The 20,120-nt window shown below is 43.1% G+C and carries 15 protein-coding genes; 10 read left to right on the top strand and 5 right to left on the bottom strand.

What is annotated here, in order from left to right; genetic code table 11:
- The first annotated feature begins 103 nt into the window (after positions 1-103).
- Positions 104-1,393: an MFS transporter gene (locus M3180_RS05650; protein ID WP_432806903.1), complete on the top strand. Its 1,290-nt coding sequence runs from the start codon at positions 104-106 to the stop codon at positions 1,391-1,393.
- Positions 1,394-1,655: 262 nt separating this feature from the next.
- Here M3180_RS05650 and M3180_RS05645 read toward each other — a convergent pair whose 3' ends face one another.
- Positions 1,656-2,543: an AraC family transcriptional regulator gene (locus M3180_RS05645; RefSeq protein ID WP_251666299.1), complete on the bottom strand. Its 888-nt coding sequence runs from the start codon at positions 2,541-2,543 to the stop codon at positions 1,656-1,658.
- A gap of 182 nt (positions 2,544-2,725) precedes the next feature.
- Here M3180_RS05645 and M3180_RS05640 point away from each other — a divergent pair, with 182 nt between their 5' ends.
- Positions 2,726-5,473, top strand: coding sequence for a glycosyl hydrolase family 95 catalytic domain-containing protein (locus M3180_RS05640; RefSeq protein ID WP_251666298.1), 2,748 nt, complete (start codon positions 2,726-2,728; stop codon positions 5,471-5,473).
- A 107-nt stretch (positions 5,474-5,580) separates the two neighbouring features.
- On the opposite strand, the gene M3180_RS05635 is transcribed toward M3180_RS05640, so the two are convergent.
- Positions 5,581-5,772 (bottom strand): hypothetical protein, encoded by a 192-nt coding sequence (locus tag M3180_RS05635; RefSeq protein ID WP_251666297.1) that lies wholly within the window; start codon positions 5,770-5,772, stop codon positions 5,581-5,583.
- 47 nt (positions 5,773-5,819) lie between these two features.
- Positions 5,820-6,113, bottom strand: a complete 294-nt coding sequence (locus tag M3180_RS05630) for a hypothetical protein (protein WP_251666296.1) — start codon at positions 6,111-6,113, stop codon at positions 5,820-5,822.
- 146 nt (positions 6,114-6,259) lie between these two features.
- Between M3180_RS05630 and M3180_RS05625 the strand changes: the two genes are divergently transcribed.
- A complete protein-coding gene (locus M3180_RS05625; protein WP_251666295.1) occupies positions 6,260-6,451 on the top strand; it encodes a BlaI/MecI/CopY family transcriptional regulator in 192 nt (63 codons plus the stop codon).
- Here the strand turns inward: M3180_RS05625 and M3180_RS05620 are convergent.
- Positions 6,448-7,959 (bottom strand): serine hydrolase domain-containing protein, encoded by a 1,512-nt coding sequence (locus M3180_RS05620; protein ID WP_251666294.1) that lies wholly within the window; start codon positions 7,957-7,959, stop codon positions 6,448-6,450. The genes M3180_RS05625 and M3180_RS05620 overlap by 4 nt on opposite strands.
- Before the next feature lie 218 nt (positions 7,960-8,177).
- Between M3180_RS05620 and M3180_RS05615 the strand changes: the two genes are divergently transcribed.
- The 5 genes from M3180_RS05615 to nadE all read left to right on the top strand — a co-directional run bounded on the left by M3180_RS05615 (position 8,178) and on the right by nadE (position 12,706).
- On the top strand, positions 8,178-8,954 hold the full coding sequence (locus tag M3180_RS05615) for an NUDIX hydrolase (protein WP_251666293.1): 777 nt from the start codon (positions 8,178-8,180) through the stop codon (positions 8,952-8,954).
- Positions 8,955-9,184: 230 nt separating this feature from the next.
- Positions 9,185-9,751, top strand: coding sequence for a cysteine hydrolase family protein (locus tag M3180_RS05610; protein WP_251666292.1), 567 nt, complete (start codon positions 9,185-9,187; stop codon positions 9,749-9,751).
- A 4-nt stretch (positions 9,752-9,755) separates the two neighbouring features.
- A complete protein-coding gene (locus M3180_RS05605; protein WP_251666291.1) occupies positions 9,756-11,240 on the top strand; it encodes a nicotinate phosphoribosyltransferase in 1,485 nt (494 codons plus the stop codon).
- Positions 11,241-11,252: 12 nt separating this feature from the next.
- Positions 11,253-11,867 carry a nicotinate (nicotinamide) nucleotide adenylyltransferase gene (nadD, locus tag M3180_RS05600; RefSeq protein ID WP_251666290.1) on the top strand — a complete coding sequence of 205 codons (615 nt, stop codon included), beginning with the start codon at positions 11,253-11,255 and terminating at the stop codon, positions 11,865-11,867.
- A 20-nt stretch (positions 11,868-11,887) separates the two neighbouring features.
- Entirely contained in the window at positions 11,888-12,706 is an 819-nt protein-coding gene (gene nadE, locus M3180_RS05595; RefSeq protein ID WP_251666289.1) for an NAD(+) synthase, read from the top strand.
- A 126-nt stretch (positions 12,707-12,832) separates the two neighbouring features.
- Here the strand turns inward: nadE and M3180_RS05590 are convergent, their stop codons facing one another.
- Positions 12,833-13,696 carry a helix-turn-helix domain-containing protein gene (locus tag M3180_RS05590; protein ID WP_251666288.1) on the bottom strand — a complete coding sequence of 288 codons (864 nt, stop codon included), beginning with the start codon at positions 13,694-13,696 and terminating at the stop codon, positions 12,833-12,835.
- Between the two features lie 123 nt (positions 13,697-13,819).
- Here M3180_RS05590 and M3180_RS05585 point away from each other — a divergent pair, with 123 nt between their 5' ends.
- Both M3180_RS05585 and M3180_RS05580 read left to right on the top strand, forming a co-directional pair.
- Positions 13,820-15,364, top strand: a complete 1,545-nt coding sequence (locus M3180_RS05585) for an alpha-L-rhamnosidase-related protein (RefSeq protein ID WP_251666287.1) — start codon at positions 13,820-13,822, stop codon at positions 15,362-15,364.
- A gap of 169 nt (positions 15,365-15,533) precedes the next feature.
- A complete protein-coding gene (locus tag M3180_RS05580) occupies positions 15,534-19,940 on the top strand; it encodes a glycoside hydrolase family 3 C-terminal domain-containing protein (RefSeq protein WP_251666286.1) in 4,407 nt (1,468 codons plus the stop codon).
- Positions 19,941-20,120: the final 180 nt, after the last annotated feature.

The raw sequence follows: 20,120 nt of genomic DNA, 5'->3' as shown, positions 1-20,120 counted from the left end.
ACTAATCAATTGAATAGTTAATTAATAATCCATTACTTATATCATCTAAGCTGATTTTGGTAGTCGATAAGGGAGAATAGAAATGCTAGAAAATCCAATAGCAATGAGGAATAAGACGAAAAATCAGTCGTCTTATATTATGGAATATGTGAACTCAGAGGAGAAACAGCGAGAGTTGCACTCAAAAACATTAAAGGTCGTTATTTTTTCGCAAATTCTTGCTGGAGCGGGTTTAGCGGCGGGGGTTACAGTAGGCGCTTTGCTTGCAAAAGATATGCTTGGTACGGATCGATATGCTGGAATTCCTTCGGGTCTTATTACGTTAGGTTCTGCTGTCGCCGCTTATGCGGTTGGGCGCTTTTCTCAACGATGGGGTAGGAGACCTGGGCTAGCTGGCGGGTTTATTATCGGTGGTATAGGAGCTATTGGTGTAGTGCTTTCTACGCTATTGAACAGTGTACTGTTGCTATTCCTTTCAATGTTACTTTATGGGGCAGGAACGGCAACGAATTTGCAAGCAAGGTATGCGGGAACGGACTTGGCATTGCCATCCAATCGAGCAAAAGCGGTAAGTGCGGCTATGGTTTTTACAACGTTTGGCGCCGTTGCTGGTCCGAACCTAGTCACATTGACCGGAAAGTTCGCTGCATCATTGGGCGCACCGCCATTGTCAGGGCCTTTTATGCTGGCTGCTGCGGCGTATCTTCTTGCCGGTCTAGTATTATTTTTATTTTTGCGGCCTGATCCGTTCCTTGTTGCTAAGGCAGTAGCGGATAAACAAAGTAGCGAAGCAATGGCGAGTGATGCGTCTCGATCCCAAGCTGGGGAATATGTAGCCGATAAAAAGGGGATTATTATTGGCGCAACCGTTATGCTGCTTACCCAGATTGTGATGGTTGCTATTATGACAATGACTCCTGTCCACATGCAGCATCATGGTCATGAATTGGGTGCAGTTGGTGTAGTTATTGGTATTCATATAGCAGCGATGTATCTTCCATCCCTAATTACAGGTATTCTCGTTGATAAATTCGGTCATATCCTTATGTCATACATTGCAGGATTTACTTTGTTGTTATCAGGATTGCTAGCAGCATTTGGACCTGGAGATTCTATGATTGTGTTGGTTATTGCCCTTATGCTCCTCGGGTTAGGTTGGAACTTTGGCTTAATTAGTGGCACGACTGCGATTGTTCATGCGACACCTCCACAGATTCGCGCGAAGACGCAAGGTACGATAGATGTTTTGATCGCGTTAGGTGGAGCTGCTGGCGGCGCATTGTCAGGTATGGTTGTAGCACAATTTAGCTATGTAACTCTTTCTTTGGCAGGAGCTTTTCTATCTTTAATATTAATTCCAGTCGTTCTTTGGGTTCGGAAGAAGAGAGGATAATATGGGGTAAAAAGATATTTTTTTCAGGTACAGAAACTGCTCGTACCCAAGGAGGACATTTGGAAGGTACGCTTCGATCCGCCCTCCGAGTCGCATCTGAACTAATAGAACTATAATCATGCGATAACCGGTATTATAATAATAACAAACAGTTCATTGGAGAGTTGCTCCGATGAGCTGTTTTTGTGTTATCAAGCTTGTTTATTTCGGTGTTGTCTATCGCTCAAGTATATATTGTTGTGTATACGTTATATGTAATTCCCTACACCTGCCCCGTTTTCCTAGATTGCGACGCAGTCATACCGTAATATTTCTTAAAGGCATTACTAAATTGTTCTATCGTAGTAAAGCCTACTTGAGCGCCAATGTCACCGATGCTTAGATCTGTAGTATGGAGCAGTCTATTGGCAGCTTCCATTCTGGCTTGCAGCTTTTTATCTTTAAACGATACGCCATATTGCTTATGGACAGCTCTCTGAGTTTGCCTGACGCTCAGCTTCAGTAGGTCCGCAAGCTGCTCAAGTGTAATGGTTGCGTAATGATAGAGAAAGCTGTTTTCAATAATCAGTAGTCTATGGTCATCAAGCGTTTTAAGTGGAATCTGCTGTATGGAAACATTGTGCTCGGAATACTGCTGGATCGAACTAATGATGATGATTTCCAAAATGTTTGTCACCATTTGATGCCAACCAATGCGCTTGCTCGCCAATTGATTAGCTAGAAGTTCAAACATGCTCATCAAATATCCGCAATCCTTGCCAATCCAAAATGGCGTGCTTTGCAATAGTGTGTGAAGCATCGGCTCCTTCACTATCCCCTTCTTACTTGAACAATTCGTATCCCCTGATATCACTTCAAAAAAGATACAATATTCAGCCATTGGATCCTCAAGGTTTGTAATTTGCTCATGTACTACATTAGGGCCGGTCATAAACAATGTACCGGGTGTAATCTCATAGTGGTTGCCATTAGCAATAAGAGTACCGTAGCCTCTAGGAATGTAGTGCAGCTCATATGTATCTAAGCTATGGCTGTGGGCGTGCATTGAACTGTAGAAATATCCAAATTTCACATAATGCACGTTGAGCAACAAGTGGTCCAGTGATAGCTTAATATCTAAATGATCAATATGAATAGGAGGTAACTTCATGAAAACTACATCCTTTCCCTAACGATGATCTTGAATGAATGAACTAGAATTATGTAAAAAGACGACAACTTTGCTAGATGAAATGTCTACTTTTACGATAACGTTACCTTACCTGCGTTAACTATAATTATAGTATGCCTTATATAGGAGTGTACATAAATAGCAGAGGGGTTGGAAGAGCTATGAGTAGTACTAGCAATAATGCGGCGCAGCGTTTATTTGTAAAAGGAAATTATACATCGACCTACCGAGAAATTCCTACAGAGAATCCTGGACATGCCTGGAGAGAAGGGATGGTCAGTGGCAATGGGGAAAATGGATACATTACTGCAGGATCACCATATTCGGACACATTCATTTTTCAAAATATATGGTTTATATTTCCTTCTATCGAGCCTAGGACGATTCCGCAAGAATTAACAGGTCAGCTTGATGAGGCGAGAGAGAATGTGTTTAATCTTAATGAAAATTGGAAGATCAAGGATGCTAGCGGGAATAGAAGGAAAAGAACATTTTATTATTGCTACCACCCGGCGCACCAGCTTAGATTGAATGTACTAGAAAAGGGGAATCCGATTCATTATAAGCGCTGGACAAACTTTGAAACAGCAGAAACAGGCGTGTGTTATACGGATGAAAAAGGAGATTGGCTGAGAACCTCGTTCACCTCGAGAGCTGACAATGTTACGATTACGAAAATGCTGAGCTCCTCGCAGGATGCCAAACTAAATCTAGTCATTTCCATTGATGATATTTCTAGCATGCATGGTGTTCCCAATGGCTTGATTGATGTTCAGGCCATGCAGTATAAAAAGCTGGTGGATGCTGATTGTCATTATATTGCGCAGGTTGCACATTATCCCTCCTATGAAGGTAGCGAGCTTGCAAGAGGAGGCTATGCAGGTGTAACTAGAGTTGTCGCTGTAAATGGCCGAACAGAACGGATATTACTTGAAGATAGCGAAGAGTCTATGAATGTGGGCGCAGAACCCAATCCAGCGATTCGTGTTATTGATGCTGATGCCATTTATTTGATTACGAAATCAGATAGAACATTTGCGATGGGAGAGTTGGCTGATTTTCGAGCGATGACCGCCTATGAGATTTGCGGCCAATTGCAGCAGCAGATTGAGGAAGTATTAGGTCGTTATAGCAACGCACAGGGTGAATTCGATTATAACGCTGCTCTATCTACGCATGCTACAAAGCACGGAGCGCTATTCAACGCGGTGGAGTTCAGACTTGGAGAGCAGGATGCTTCTTCTCAGGCCCATTACGCTGCACCTGCTCCAGAAGCTATAGAAAATAGCGAGATCATAAACATGCAGCGGCAGGCTGCGAACTATATTGTCCCTGCTTTTATGAAAAAAGTATACGATCAAGGGCGTTATGCGATGATCTGCTGTAGCGGAACTAGTGCGCCACGTCTATACGGCATGTGGACAGGAGAATGGAATTCAGGGTGGCGTTCCATTTATACGCTTGATGCCAATGTGAACTTGCAGGTGGCAGCGATGAATACAGGGCGAATACATGATGCAGCATTAGGCTACATTACATTTTTCTTAAGAAATGCTCCAGATTTTGCTGAGAATGCAAAGATGGCGTATGGGATGCATGATGCACTGCAAGTATCGGTAAATTCAGACGGCGACCGTGCTATGCATGTTGAATACGACAACGATTATCCGTTTCAATATTGGAATGCGGGCGCTAGTTGGTGTCTGCTGCCGATCTATGAGTATTGGCAATGCTATGGAAATCAACAAATTCCTATTAACAGCAATATGCGGATGGAAAACCTACAAACTATTCTTGGCGTAGAAGATGGGGGACTCAGCGATGAAGCGTTCAATAAGCTTTTGAACAAAGGACAACTGGATTTGCAAGAAGAGATTTTATTGCCTTTGCTGACAAAGCTAGCTAATTTTTGGGAGCAGATCTGCACACCAGAGTATTATACCGATGCAGAGGGAAATGCCTGCTATAAGAAAGGAAAGCATCGATTAGAGCCGGGTGAAAAGTATATGATTCTTCCAGCATATTCACCTGAGAATCATCCAATTGGCTACCATAGTACAATTACTGCTAATGCTACGATGGACATCGCTGCAGCCCGGGATGGTTTGCATATGGTCATTGCGATAGAAAAAGCAGTAAAGCGTAAAGGCTATGAGATGGCTGTTGAGAAATGGGAAACACTGCTAACCCAGCTGCCTAATTATGTGTACGATGAAGATGGTGCCTTACGCGAATGGGCAATGAAGGAGTATGTAGAAAATAATAATCACCGCCACTTAAGTCACCTTTATCCTGCATGGCCCGCTTATGAAACTAACGATGATACAGGATTGCATGAGGCAGCTAGGCTTGCCCTCAAAAATCGCAATCTCTATAATACTGCTGATGACACGGCTGGTCACGGTTGGATGCATAAGGCACTTGTTGCGGCAAGATTAAAAGATGGAGAAGAGGTTGTACAGTCGCTCCTGCCAATGATGATTAATCAAGGGTACTACACCTCCTTAATGACAGACCATGATACGAATAGAAGATGTTATTCCTATTGCACTGACACATTATTTGGCACAGTAGCTGTAGTGAATGAAGCACTGATTTACTCCAATTCAGCGGAAATTGAATTACTGCCTGCGTTGCCTCAACATTGGAAAAACGGCTCAATAAAAGGCTTGATGACAAGAGCTCACGTTGAGGTTACCGAATTAAGCTGGGATATTGAAAAAGGTAAGGTTGCTGCTTCGCTTTGTGTGCATTCACCGCAGAGAGAATTAAAGCTTTCATTAGGTCTTGCATGGAGTAAGGCAAAAGTAATAGTAGGAAAAGAGAAAACGATTTATGATTATAAAACTGACAAAGTTAGCCTTGATGTGGCGGCAGGCACAGAAATTGTAGTGGTGTATACCATTTGAAGTCGTATGCTATGCAATATAGCGGACAAATCCCTCTCATATAGGAATGAACGGTCCATTGGATAATTCTAATCCGATGGGCTTTTTTTGTTGTTTTTATCCCAAAGTTAACGGTCACTCTCTTGTTTATGTAGTACTCTAAAGAAATTTGAAGCAATATATAAACCTATTCCAATGCCGAGCGATACGATGCCGATCATGGTACTGGCTCCTTCTGCAAATAAAAAGCCTATTCCAACCGCCACAAAAAATGCACCAATATAAATAAGCCACTTTCGTATTAAGGATCTATCGTTCATGCTCTAGGCTCCTTTCGAGATTTTTGATCAATCTAGCATATGCTCTATCATTTAAAGTTCCGGTAAATGTTACGCTTTCTAGCAACCAATCTATACAGCAGCAGATCAAGCAATAAGCCAGCTATATACCATGTTACAAAATTACATACGTAGGCAAAGAGCAGCATGTTATCACCTGAAAAACTCCAATTAATATTAAACCATTCGTTTGCAAATAAAAGCGGTGGGGTAGTGAAATAGAGCAGCAGATTTTTATCATCCCAGCCTAACATATTTTGAACGATGATGAGGATTGATATCAGCGCAAACCAGAAACGAAAGGTTAATAGGAGTTTTTTCATTATTGCCCTCCACAGCTCATAAATTTATGTATAATTTTAACATTTTTTTAGATATGGAGTTACCAATGAAAATTAATAATTTGACCAACCCCGAGCATGATGTAAGTTTTGATGATAGATATCAGCAAAAGCTTGCAGCAGTGTGAATGATAGGCGTAAGGCTAATTTGGAAGCTGTCTGAATCGATGGAGTGGAGTCCGAAAACAGTTAAGGCATTAATCAATAATTTGCTGAAAAAGGGGGTATTCAATTCGAAGCAGCAGGATATGTGTATGCAGCAGTTAAGTTTTGGATATGGTTGGAATATCCTTAACTTAACTGCTGCCATTTGCTTTTAAATTCTTCCCTGCTTATGAAGTGGACCTTTGTTAAAGAATAAAATTCGGAAAATCGCAGTGAACATTAAAACAGTTAGCATAATCAAAAATATCGTTAATCCTTGCACGATGTCTGGATCTTTGTGGTAATCATATAAAATTGGCACTCCGATTTCGAATGGAAGATACACATAGATGTAGGCGAGCATGAACATATAAACAGTAGACAGTATTCCAATCGCGATCCAGCTCATTCCGGTAGGCTTTATAAATCGTAGGTCCCTACTGCCTTTCCATAGCGAAATGATCATAGATGCTACTAGTAGAGCTAACGCGAGAGTAACAAATAAGGTAACGAGCATAATTAGTTTGGCAATGGCGCTAATCTTCGGATAATCAGCGACAAGGAGAGTTGAAGGAGAACCACCTGCTATGATTCGGTATAAGTTAAAGCCGGAGTTCAAGGTAATGTCCTGCTTGGAATTAGACAGCAGCACAAGTCCAAAGCTACGATCCGCAGCTAAGACCAGCGTACTGGTCATGCCTGGAAGACCACCTTCCATATAGATATTATGAGGTGTCACGTACCAGTTGAACCCAGAGCCATACTGGTTAGGTTGGAACATCTGCAGCATGCTTTTTCTTGACAGCTGAAGTCCTGTGCTACCTTCATCTTCATTTAGCAGGTATCCGATAAATTTAGCCAAATCATCCACATTAGAGGATAATCCTGCAGAGCCTGATGTTGCATAAGATAACGACTCAGTATAAGGCTTGAGCCTACCCCAGTGATAACGATGACCTATAGCAGAATTCGTTAAATGACTGTTATTATATGAGAAATACCCGGTCCGCTCCATGCCGAGCGGTTTGAAAATATGTTCCTCCATATACGAAGTGAATGGTTCGCCAGTTGTTTCTTCAATGAGAACCTGAAGCAGATCGGTATTCATATTCGTGTATTCGTATCCCTCGCCTGGGGAATGAGTTAAGCTTACATTGTTGAGCTTTTGGATCATCTGTTTGATGCGGTCCTCTTTGTCCAGAGACACAGCATCATGCATGTTAAGACGATCCGGCAAACCGCTCGAATGATTCAGTAAGTGACGTACTGTAATTTGATTAGATATTGTCGTATCGTCTGTTGTAAACCACGGTAGATAGTGAACGAGCGGCTGTTCGACATCGAGCTTCCCTTGTTCTTGGAGCTGCAACACAGCCAGCGTAACGAAGACCTTGGACAAGGAACCTAGCAAAAAATTCGTCTGTTCATTCACCGCTGCCTCCTCGTTTATCTCCAATAAGCCAAAGCCCTCGGTATAGAGTGCTTTTTCTTTGGTTACCCAGGCGAACGCCATTCCAGGGATGTCGTGAGTCCTCATGTTCGCTTCTATTTCGTTATCAAGCTTATGTATCGTTTGCTCAACATTATTGGAAACAGCGAGGACATTAACTTGGAACGAGAAAAAACAGCTGAATATTAGAAGTAAGGCCGTACCTATTTTGTAATGAGAACTTTTAAAGCTCATCTTTCACCCCTATTCTCTGAAAGAAAGTAGACCACCTGTAATTAGTTTAGCAGGGGAGTAATGATTAGCCAAAACAAAATTAACGATTGTGAGACTTACTAAACAACAAGGTATTACTATTTTCCTAATTAGGCTAATGTATATTGACAATAACAATTACATATACTAACATTACAATTAACAAAATGATAATTGTTAATAAATAAAGGAGGTATACAGTGTCTAATCAGGAAGCATTACAGCAATATGATGTGAAGAAGTACCGAACACCTGACGGCTATACTTCCGATATCGCTGTTTTTACAATATTGCCAGTCAAGTCTGAAGAATTTAAACCGCCTACCCAGGATCTTAAAATTATGCTGATCCAGCGCAGCATGCTCGACAGCGAAGGCCGACCGAATATTGAGGCAGGAAAATGGGCACTGCCGGGCGGGTTCGTTGATCCTGATGAGACAGCGTTCGAAAGTGCAGCGCGCGAGCTAAAGGAAGAAACGGGTGTTGAAGACATCCTCCTTGAGCATTTTGCAGTATATGATAAACCAGGACGTGACCCGAGGGGCTGGATTATTAGCAACGCTCATTATGCGATTGTGCCGGAGCATAAGCTAGCGAGTCGGGCAGCTAATGATGATGCGCAGGATGTGCAGCTATTCTCCATTAAAGAGGTCATGCAGCTTGACCTCGCCTTTGATCATGCACGTATTGTCGCAGATGCGATAGAAGTGATACGCCAGAAGCTGCTTGAAACGACTGCCGCTAAGGAGTTTTTGCCCGAGGAGTTCACCTATTCTGAGCTTCAGGCTGTTCTGCTTACTGTAACTGATGATTCTGCGATTACGCTAGAGGCTGCATTTGCACGAAAGATCAAAACCTTGCCATTCATACAAGAGGTGCCAGGCAAGAAGACGACTAGAACGTCAAAAAGACCAACACAGCTATATCGGTTCATTGATGTAGGCATCAAGAGATCTATATATCATGCAAAAATATGAAGAGGTAGTTCAAATAGTCCAGGCTTGATGACGACGTGACTCGTTGTAGCTTAGCCGGCATCGAATATGAAGCCCTACCGAAAGCTCTGTTGCTCACGTACCAAAAACGTACGCTACGCTACTCGCTTTCTAGTATTGCTTCAGCTTCTTGGTCCTGAAACCTGAATTTTTGAACCTTTATTAAATAAATTAACAATGATGAACATGTTAATACTAAGGAGGATATAACAATGGAAAAGAAAAGAGCGTTAATTAATGTGGATTACACCATTGATTTTGTTGCGGCAGATGGAGCGTTGACATGCGGAGTGCCTGGTCAAGCGCTTGAAGCAAGAATGACGGAGATTACGAAAGAATTTATTGATAACGGGGATTATGTCGTGTTTGCGATCGATGTTCATAAGGAAAACGATCCATTCCATCCTGAGACAAAGCTGTTTCCGCCACATAACTTGGAAGGAACTGCTGGTCGAAAGCTATACGGCGAACTAGAGGAGCTGTACCAGGCTAACAAACATGCTGCACATGTTTACTGGATGGATAAGACGAGATACAGCGCATTTGCCGGGACCAATCTGGAGCTGCAGCTTCGTGCAAGAGGGATTACTGAGCTGCATCTTGTAGGAGTGTGCACCGATATTTGTGTGCTTCATACGGCCGTAGATGCTTACAATAAAGGATATGACATTGTCATTCATGAGGATGCAGTGGCGAGCTTTGATCCGGAGGGCCACGCCTGGGCGCTTCGTCATTTCAAAGGAACACTTGGTGCCAAAGTAGTAAAGAAGGGAGAATAGCGATATGAATAGCAATGTGCTTCCAGCGTTTAACCATTACGATGACAGCCTTGCGCTGCATACCGATAAATACCAAATTAATATGGTGCAGGCATATTGGCAGGATGGCATGCATAATCGCAGAGCTGTGTTTGAGGTATATTTCCGCAAGCTTCCCTTTCAAAATGGATTTGCCATCTTTGCGGGGCTGGAGCGCGTCATTCGCTATCTCCACGACTTTCACTTCTCAGAAAGCGATCTGGCCTACCTGCGAGAGGAAGGATATAGTGACGAATATTTAGCCTATCTTCAGAGCCTGCGGTTTACCGGAAACGTACGCTCCATGAGAGAAGGAGAGCTTGTATTCGCCAATGAGCCGATTATGCGAATCGAAGCAACGCTCGCAGAAGCACAGCTTATTGAGACAGCTGTTCTCAATATAGTGAACTACCAGACGCTTATTGCAACTAAGGCTGCTCGTATTAAGCAGGTGGCTGTCAATGAGGCGTGCATGGAGTTCGGAACTCGCCGCGCACAGGAGCTGGATGCGGCGATCTGGGGCACGAGAGCTGCGTATATTGCAGGGTTTGACGCGACATCGAACGTTAGAGCCGGCAAGCTGTTCGGCATCCCTGTAGCGGGGACTCACGCTCATGCGATGGTGCAGGCTTATCGTGATGAGTATGCAGCATTCAAAGCGTACGCTGAGACACATCAGGATTGCGTGTTTCTCGTTGATACGTATGATACGCTGAGATCAGGTGTCCCAACTGCGATTAAGGTTGCTAAGGAATTTGGTGATCGCATTCGTTTTCATGGCATTCGGTTAGATAGTGGGGATCTCGCTTATCTCTCTAAGGAAGCACGCAAAATGCTTGATGAAGCGGGCTTTCCAGATGCAAAAATCTATGCCTCTAATGATCTTGATGAGCAAACCATTATGAACCTGAAGGCACAAGGCGCGCGTATTGATGTGTGGGGAATCGGGACGAAGCTAATTACCGCTTATGATCAGCCAGCTCTCGGAGCTGTCTATAAGCTGATCGCCATTGAGGATGAAGCAGGCAAGCTCGTTGATACGATTAAGATTAGCTCTAATCCTGAGAAAATCTCAACGCCTGGACGTAAGCGGGTATACCGAATCGTTAATAAGACCAATGGCAAATCTGAAGGAGACTACATTGCGCTGGAGCATGAAACACCGCAGAACGAGCAGCGCCTGCATATGTTCCACCCTGTACACACCTATATTGCCAAGTTCGTTACCGGATTTGAAGCAAGGGAGCTACATCATACGATCTTTGATCAGGGCGTGCTCGTGTATGAGCTTCCGACGCTGCAGCATATTCGTGGGTTTGTTCGTGAAAATTTGGATATCCTGTGGGAAGAGTATAAGCGCGCACTGAACCCTGCAGAGTACCCTGTCAATCTTAGTCAGGAATGCTGGAATAACAAAATGCGCTTGATTGAGGAAGTGCGAAGCAAGGTTCAAGCAGCGCTGGAAGACTAGAAGGAGGCCCATATGGCGAAAATCGGTATTTACGGATCATCCTTTGATCCAATCACGAATGTACACTTATGGACAGCAAGCACGGTAGCACATCGCTGCAAGCTGGATCGTGTTATCTTTCTGCCCTGCTCGAGCAAGCGGCAGGATAAGAAGCTGAATGTTTCTGATGAGCATCGCATGAACATGGTTCAGTTGGCAATTGCGGATAACGAGAAGTTTGAGGTAGATGATTATGAGATGAACCAGCTTGGCTGGGAGATAGCCACCTATATTACGCTAAGACATTTTCGTGAAAAGTTCCCGGGTGATGAGATATACTTTATTATGGGAGCCGATCTACTTGTCGATATTGGCGAAGGGAAATGGCAGCGGGCTGATGATCTCATTCGTGAGAATAAATTTATTGTGATGGCTAGAGATGGAATTAATATGCTGTCTGCCATTAGTAAATCACCGATTTTACGAAATGCTGATGACGGCCAAACATTTCATCTTATCGATAAAGGATTAGCGATGGAGATCAGCTCTAGCTATATTAGAGATGAATTAAAAATGGGCGGGGAGCCGCGTTATTTGATGCCGGATAAGGTGTACGAATATATTAAAACAAATAACCTGTACCAGTAGCCCGAGAGGAGATTAGAACGTTGAGTATACAAACTGATATTATGAATGCATTGCACGTTAAGCCTGTAATCGATGCACATGAGGAGATTCGCAATCGCGTAGGCTTTCTAAAGGAATATTGCCGTAAGACGAAGGCCAAAGGCTTTGTGCTTGGAATTAGCGGCGGTCAGGATTCTTCATTAGCTGGTCGGTTGTGTCAGCTTGCAGTAGAAGAGCTCCGTGCAGAAGGCCATGAGGCGACCTTCTATGCTATCCGTCTACCGTACGGTGTACAGCATGATGAGGACGATGCTCAGCTTGCGCTGCAGTTCATTCAGCCTGATAAAGCCTTAACCTTTAATATAGGGGCTTCTGTTGATGCTTTTACCGTTACCTATCAGGAGTCAGATGATAAGCCACTGTCTGATTATCAGAAAGGTAACGTTAAAGCAAGAATGCGTATGATCGCTCAGTATGCCATTGCAGGTGAGCATCAATGCCTAGTCATTGGCACAGACCATGCAGCAGAAGCGATTACAGGATTTTTTACGAAGTATGGTGATGGTGGAGCAGACGTTATTCCATTGACAGGACTTACGAAGGCGCAGGGTCGTGAGCTGCTAAAGGCACTTAACGCAAATGAGCGTCTGTATCTTAAAGTTCCAACAGCGGATCTGCTCGACAACAAGCCACAGCAGTCAGACGAAGCTGAGCTTGGCATGGAGTACAGCCAGCTCGATCAGTATTTGGTCGGCAACGAGGTCGACCCTGCAGAAAAGGAAAAGATTGAGCAGCGGTATCGTATGACTCAGCATAAGCGAGAGCTGCCAGTTACACCGTTTGATCAATGGTGGAAATAGTTATACGAGGCAACTACAAGTGAAGAGCTTGCAAAAAGTCATTAAATCAAAAAAAGTTGGGTGGAAAACGCAATGTTTTCCGCCCAACTTTTTGCGTGTCTGCTTTAATAAAATTGCGGTAGCCTGCTACCTATTTTGTTGCTGATTGCGATATTCACGTGGTGAATACCCGGTATGCTTTTTGAATATCTCATAAAAAAATGGAGTGTTCATGTAACCAACTGCTTCAGCTATACTAGAGATCTTTAATTGAGTCGTTATCAGTTTCTCACATGCTGCTCGAACTCGAATACTCTGTACATATTGCGTTAAGCTCATACCTGTATGCTTAACGAATAATCGTTGAAATTGTCTCTCTCCCACACCATACGCGCTTGCCAACTGGCTTGTTGTAAATGTTTCCGCATAACGCATCTGAAGAAGGTCCAGCAAGTTGTCCATTTTATTCGGTATATCTATCCTGTTATTTCGTTCTGTCCCATCATACATTCTAGCGAACAATATGAGCAGTTGGATAAGCAAGGCATATAAAGCTGCTTCCTGTTCAGAGCGTTCTATAGAGTATTCTCGGTATAGGCTTGTAAATAGTTGGTGCGCTGCTCCACTATGATCTTGAGCATGAAAAATTGAAGGGATATGAAGCAGTCTTTGTAGTAAATGAGCTCCTGGAAATGATGAAATAAGTGGGTTAAGCATGTCCAACGTTACAATGCAGTTGTATACGATGAGAGGATTCCCTTTTGCAGTTGAGGCTGGTCTAAACACATGAGATGTTCCCATTGGAATAAGAAACAGATCTCCAGAGGATACTTGAATACATTCGTCGCCCGTATGATGTGTTCCTGTGCCTTCACTTACATAGCTTAGCTCCAAAAAATCGTGGTAATGCTCCGTTAAGTCGTAGGACTCAGAGTTGCGATTGACATAAATATGAAGCTTATCATTAAAATATTGTTCTCCACTTAGTAAGCGAACGGTACGCTTTGTCATATTACACTTCACCTACAATGTCGGATTTATGAATAAAAAAGTCGCAATCACCTAATTTATCTTGTTGTGAAACATTCTATGATAAGTGCAAGTAGAAGGCAAGCATGAAAGGAGATTGTGTGTATGTTATTGAATAAGCAGATGATCGATAAGGCTGAAAGACTGGTTCCTAGCCTACAGTCGAAGGAAGTGAATGTTCAACAGCTTGTTGAGGTGATTGCCGACGAGTCAGCATTTCAAGGATGGCGTACAAAACCTACAATGACGGTACAAGAATGGAAGGAAAACAGCTACGGCAAAGGAGATAGTTTTGTACTTGACTTTGGCGATCATCAAGTAGGTTACGTAAAGATTGCTATAAGGCCGGTAGGCAGCCCACCTGATGCGCCATTAAAGCTAAAGCTGACCTTTGGCGAAATGCCTTGTGAAATTGCTGAGCCATTTGATAGCTACAATGGCTGGTTAAGCAGCTCATGGCTGCAGGAAGAGCTAATGTTTATAGATGTCTTACCAGCAGAAATTAAATTGCCGAGGCGGTACTGCTTTCGATATATCAAGGTAGAGGTGCTAGATACATCTGTAAAGTACAAGGTTGCCTTTGATCATGTACTGTGCGAAGCAGTGTCATCTGGGAATAGCTCGCAGATCACTTCTCTGCCTTCTGGTCTGCCACTGTATATTGTAGATATGGATCGGGTTGCGATAAAAACGCTTCAGGATTGTATGCAGACCGTATTTGAGGACGGACCGAAGCGAGATCGACGTCTATGGATTGGTGATTTGCGGCTACAAGCGCAAGCGAATTATTATACATTCCAAAACTACGATTTGGTTAAACGCTGCATGTATCTGTTTGCAGGCATGCGACTGGAGGATGGTACAGTCGGCGCATGCGTATTTGAAAAACCTCATGCACATGTCGACGATACCAAGCTGTACGATTACGCTCTTTTCTTTGTAGCAGTACTGTATGATTATTATGAGGCAACGAAGGATATGGATGTATTACAAGAGCTATGGCCGATTGCAATGGAGCAGCTGAACATCGGTGTTAACAGGCTAGATGAGCGAGGCATAGTTAAAGATGATAACACATGGTGGTGCTTTATAGATTGGCACTCTGAGCTTAACAAGCAAGCGTCTGCGCAAGCGGTGCTTATCTACTGCTTAAAGCGCGGAGAAGCACTTGCAGGGATACTGGGCAATGAACAGGAGAAGCTGATGATCTCCAACCATATCCAGCTTACTTCTAAGGCTGCACTACAATATTTGTGGGACGAGCAGTCCGGCTTCTTTAGAAGTGGGGAAGAAGGTCAAATCTCTTGGGCTTCGCAAATATGGATGGCACTTGCAGAGGTGTTGCCATCAAAGCAAAACGCGCTGTTGCTAGAAAGGTTGTTAATCGTATCACCGAAGATTGGAATGGCAACACCGTATTTGTATCACCATCTTATAGAAGCTTTATTTCTTACCGGTAACAAGGAGCGAGCAGTTGCTGAGATGGAAGCTTACTGGGGGGCTATGCTACAAGATGGCGCAGATACGTTTTGGGAGCTGTATAATCCGAAGGACAAGAAGGAGTCGCCTTACGGAAGTAATCTAATTAATAGTTATTGTCATGCTTGGAGCTGTACACCGACTTACTTTATACGTAAATATATGATCTAAAGGAATGATTTAAAGCCTGAGTATCCAGCTACATTAGGAGAATTCAGGCTTTTTGCAACCAATAAATAAGGTATGAATCAGAAAAAAGACGCGCTTATGGGCAGTAAAACTTTCCATTAAACTGATTATGAAAACGCTTTATATATTATATCGAAAGGGTGAGTTCAGCATGAGAGAATTAGTGAAATCGAAGACAAGCATGAAAGTAGTGGCAATTGCATTAACATGTTCGCTTGCGATTAGCGCGTTCGCAGTACCTGCGCCTCTAGCGGCACAGGCAGCAGAAAATGATGCCATAGTTTTTAAGACACAGTCGGGTGGTGTTTTCGATGGGATGCCTTTGTTTGATGGTGTGCCTGAGCATTTGGATAAGTTTGTCGATACATACTTCGAATATACAGGGCTTGAAGGTCCTGCGGTGTATGTAACAGGTTCAAGAAATCATTACACGCTTAAAGAAGGAGCAAATGCAGGAAAAAAAATCCCCGGAGCACTTTCTGCAGCTGATAATGTACAAGGCGTATCTACCGATTTTCCTGCACTTGTTGGATTGGGACAGACGTGGAACAAGGAGCTTCTCGCAGAAGTAGGCAACGTAATGGGGAATGAGAAAATAAGTCAACTTAAAGTTAAGCAAGGGGATTCCAATATTCACGGTGGAGAGAAAGCCTCCCTTTCAGTTGCTTTTACTGTTGTGAGCGATATGCGAATTAATCCTTTAAGCGGGAGATTCGATGAAGGTTTTTCCGAGGATCCATTTATGGCAGCGGAGCTCATTGATAGTATGGCGAGCGGATTAAGCGGTATTAATCAAGAGGAAAGTGATGATGGATTTTGGATGCGTGCTGCAGTTGGTACGAAGCACTTTTCTGTATATAACGCACAGTGGTATCGCTTCGGAACGAGTACAATTGCAAGCCCGAGAGCAATATTTGAATATCAAACACTTAGCCCAATTAAAGCGCTAGCGTCAGGATCCGTAGCAGGGGTTATGACATCATATGGAATGACGAATGGTGTACCAAACATCATTTCACCTTATCAGCGCTATGCTAATGAGCAATCTCGCTTTGGTGTGTATAGCTCACCAGATTTTAATGGGGATCAGCATACCTTTAATACCTCCATGTCTAATGGGTACGATACAAGCTATGCCAAAGATCGTACGTTAGCTAATGTGTTAATGGCATTAGCTAAGTCGAATGCTGGAAGACCAGGTCCTAATGAGGATAACGCCAATGAAGATGTTGCAGCACTTGTTGAGGCAGTTAGAGCAGGGGCATATGGAATTACTGAAGATGATCTTATTGAAGCAGCTCGTCCGCATGTGAATCAGCTTGTTCGTCTAGGAATTTTTAACGAAACAGATGACAGTGGAATTCCGAAATACTATCCGTTTGCCCAGGATGCATTAGATGTACGTACGGATGCACCAGCTACATATGCTTTAGAAGAGCACCAGGAGATTGCGCTTAAAGCAGCTCAGGAGAGTATTGTACTATTGAAAAATGATGGAGCATTGCCACTCAAAAAGGATCAAACCGCTGCAATCTCAGGTATGTATGCAGATGCTCGCTTTAAAACAACGTACTCTGTAGGAAATACACCGAGCATTCCAAATGCTGGAGATTCACCTTTGCTTTCAATTATTAAGCAAATTGGCGCCGATCAAGTTTCTTATGATCTTGGAGGTAAAATTATCGCGCTTACTTCCAAAGAAAATGGAGAAATTGTTACCACTGATGCTAGTGAGAATGTTGAAGAGGGCGCTCAGCTTATCACAACATCTGACCCACTTGACACTACACAAAATGCACAGCTATTCAGAGTGATTGATCTGGGTCAAGATGGAATTAACTTATTATCATTAGCTAACAATCGCTTTGTTACTTCTCCAACTGGTAATCCAGTCGATGTAGAAAACCTTAAGGTGAAAAATACAGATGCAACCCCATTGAACTTAACGAATAACGATTGGAATTTAGCAGAAATGAGTGGCTCTACAAGTACGATTCCGCCACGTCTAAGAATGGAAAAAAATAGTGATGGTACAGTAACATTTATTACTAATGGGTATCGTTCAGGTTTTAGTGGTGAATTTGCAGACTGGTATTATACCAATGGTCGTATGGTAACCGTTGCTGATCACAAGCTAACTGTTCCTGAAACACCAATTGGAAATGCGGCTGGTGCGGCTAATCGTCCAGATGCTGTTAAATTCGAAAAAACAGTTGTCAGAGAAGTAGGAGAAGATGCGGTAGAACGGGCGACATTGGATGATTATGCAATGGTTTTCGTAGGTGCAATTCCACGTCATAGTGCTGGTGAAGGAAATGATCGTTCGACCCTGTATATGGGTGAGGATGACTATGAGCTTGTAGAAAAGGTTTCAGCGGCATTTGCTGAACAAGGTAAAAAAACAATTGTTATTGTCAAATCAAGCTTCCCTGTTGGAATGGAAGAGATCCAAAATAATCCTAATGTATCTGCCATCGTCTATCAGCCATATGGTGGGCAATATGATTCTTATGCACTAGCACAGGTGTTATATGGGGACTATGCTCCAACTGGTCGCTTGACCTCAACATGGTATGCTGATATGTCAGCCTTTGATGCTATAAGTGAATATTCCATACCACAAAGCTTTCCAAATCATCAGCTTGGCGTTAATATTGATCCTCGATATACCGTTGACATGACAAATGCAGACCCTATCGAAGCTAAGCTTACCTACATGTATACAGCGGCACCAATTACGTATGAATTTGGTTACGGCTTATCATACAGTGATTTCAGCTATAGCAAGCTGCAGGTTCCTGCAACGATTAATGCTAAGGAGCCTGTACAAATAAACGTAGATGTCAGCAATCACGGAAATGTGGATACAGCAGAGGTTGTTCAACTCTATGTCAGCCATGATCATTCTGCCTACGGGGATGCAGCGCCATCTAAAAAGCTTGCAGCATTCGAAAAAGTGCAGCTAGCAGCAGGGGAGACAAAGACGGTCAACTTAACGGTTAACCCGTTAGATTTCGCAATCTGGGATGTGAACAAGGGTGAGTTTATTGTTGAGAGCGGAACATATAGCTTTATGGTTGGTGCTTCAACTAAAGATATTCGCTTATCGCAAAATGTAGTAGTTTCAGGCACAGATGTTGCTACATTGAATGCATATCAAGCGATAAACGTATTCGATCATTCCTTTGCAGCGAATAATGTGAAGTATTATGAGGTTTCCAAGGAACGTACAGCTATTAATCTTAAGGAAAAGAAGGTCATTGGTGGTTTTTATGCAGTCGGTTCCAAGAATCATGACTCATGGACAGCGATTCCAAAGGTTGACTTGACGGGTGCTAATCGAGTTACAGCAACGGTCGCAGCAGAAGGAAATGGCGGAGTCATTACGTTACATGCAGATTCACCAAGCAGTGCTCCTATTGCAACGATAGAGGTCCCCGTAACAGAGCCGGTTACCTACACAATTGAGAATGCAGGAGTCGAAGTTAAGGAGCTAGGCTATACAGATGTTACGGTTGATCTAAGCAATACAAGTATGGTGGGCGTTCATGATCTGTACATTGTTTTCAAGGCTGCAGATTTAAGAATAGATCGTCTAACTTTCCAGAAAGCAACAAGCGGCGGTACTCCAGCTCCTCAACCAATAGCTACGCCGGGTCCAAGTCCATCATCAGAACCTGAAGCACCTGAATCTGCATGGCCAATTGCTCAAATTAGAGCGACTACAGCAGCTGAGCAAGTGCTTGTATCATCTATCAAGCGTATGGGGATGACAATTGTAGGTGATGCGTTTGTCATCTCAAAGGTTAACCCGTCTTCAAGCTATGAGTGGGTAGAGATTACTTTCAGGAATGCGAGTGCTTCAAGACTAACAGCACTTGCTATACTCAATGATGATGGTACCTTAACACCAGTACCGAGTAAGGTCAGAACAACGTCTAATGGTCAAACTCAAGTTCAAGCGCTAGTTTCCACAGGAGGAATATACGTACCTATTGCCGCGAAACGAAGCTTTATTGATGTTCCCGTAGATGCATGGTATGCCTCATATATTGCCGAAGCAAGCAGTTTGCTCCTAATGAATGGTGTAAGCAGTAACGCCATGAAGCCATTAGAAAAAACAACAACAGCTCAAACCGTAATGGTCGCGTTAAATGTACTTGGTATAGCACCAGAGAAATTGGACGATGATCGTAAATGGTATGATGCGGTATTGAGAACAGCTGAACAACATAAATTGTTGAACTCTGAACAATTGGACCCTGAAGAAGTAATATCCCGACAAGGAGTAGCTGCAATTTTGACGCAAGTACTCCGCTATGCAGAAGTGGAAACAGAGCTTTCGCAAAATGAAATAGATGATCTGCTAAAAGATTACTCAGATATTCAAAACAGCTCTTTAGCTGATCGAAAAGCAATGGCGATCCTAGTGAAATACGGTATCTTTAATGGTAAATCTAACGTTAAGCTCGCACCACATGACGAGCTAACGAGAGCCGAGCTCGCAACGTTAGCCTTACGCATTCGTCAGGTTGTTAATCAACAAATTACAAAATAGCTTATCGTCGACCCGCTAAGTGTGCCGAATGAATTTGGCATACATCGCGGGTCTTTTTATGAATCAAAAAAATGCGGTATTGACCAAAAAAAATACTCAGCAATGCAATAAGCGTGCTCTGCTATAATGGGATAGACGTTAACTTTTTCCAGCGGCTGTCCAATTACTCAATGGAAAGGG

It is taken from the genome of Paenibacillus camelliae, from assembly GCF_023715345.1.
GTDB lineage: Bacteria > Bacillota > Bacilli > Paenibacillales > Paenibacillaceae > Pristimantibacillus > Pristimantibacillus camelliae.
Note: the sequence above shows the minus strand (reverse complement) of the source record. Positions and strands in the feature narration are given on the sequence as shown.

Bases quoted from the DNA above. Each gene is read 5' to 3' on its own strand.
- nadD (WP_251666290.1), top strand. From the start codon at position 11,253: ATGGCGAAAATCGGTATTTACGGATCATCCTTTGATCCAATCACGAAT.
- M3180_RS05640 (WP_251666298.1), top strand. From the start codon at position 2,726: ATGAGTAGTACTAGCAATAATGCGGCGCAGCGTTTATTTGTAAAAGGA.
- M3180_RS05605 (WP_251666291.1), top strand. From the start codon at position 9,756: ATGAATAGCAATGTGCTTCCAGCGTTTAACCATTACGATGACAGCCTT.
- M3180_RS05630 (WP_251666296.1), bottom strand. From the start codon at position 6,113: ATGAAAAAACTCCTATTAACCTTTCGTTTCTGGTTTGCGCTGATATCA.
- M3180_RS05645 (WP_251666299.1), bottom strand. From the start codon at position 2,543: ATGAAGTTACCTCCTATTCATATTGATCATTTAGATATTAAGCTATCA.
- M3180_RS05610 (WP_251666292.1), top strand. From the start codon at position 9,185: ATGGAAAAGAAAAGAGCGTTAATTAATGTGGATTACACCATTGATTTT.
- M3180_RS05580 (WP_251666286.1), top strand. From the start codon at position 15,534: ATGAGAGAATTAGTGAAATCGAAGACAAGCATGAAAGTAGTGGCAATT.
- M3180_RS05590 (WP_251666288.1), bottom strand. From the start codon at position 13,696: ATGACAAAGCGTACCGTTCGCTTACTAAGTGGAGAACAATATTTTAAT.
- M3180_RS05625 (WP_251666295.1), top strand. From the start codon at position 6,260: ATGATAGGCGTAAGGCTAATTTGGAAGCTGTCTGAATCGATGGAGTGG.
- M3180_RS05635 (WP_251666297.1), bottom strand. From the start codon at position 5,772: ATGAACGATAGATCCTTAATACGAAAGTGGCTTATTTATATTGGTGCA.
- M3180_RS05620 (WP_251666294.1), bottom strand. From the start codon at position 7,959: ATGAGCTTTAAAAGTTCTCATTACAAAATAGGTACGGCCTTACTTCTA.
- M3180_RS05650 (WP_432806903.1), top strand. From the start codon at position 104: ATGAGGAATAAGACGAAAAATCAGTCGTCTTATATTATGGAATATGTG.
- M3180_RS05585 (WP_251666287.1), top strand. From the start codon at position 13,820: ATGTTATTGAATAAGCAGATGATCGATAAGGCTGAAAGACTGGTTCCT.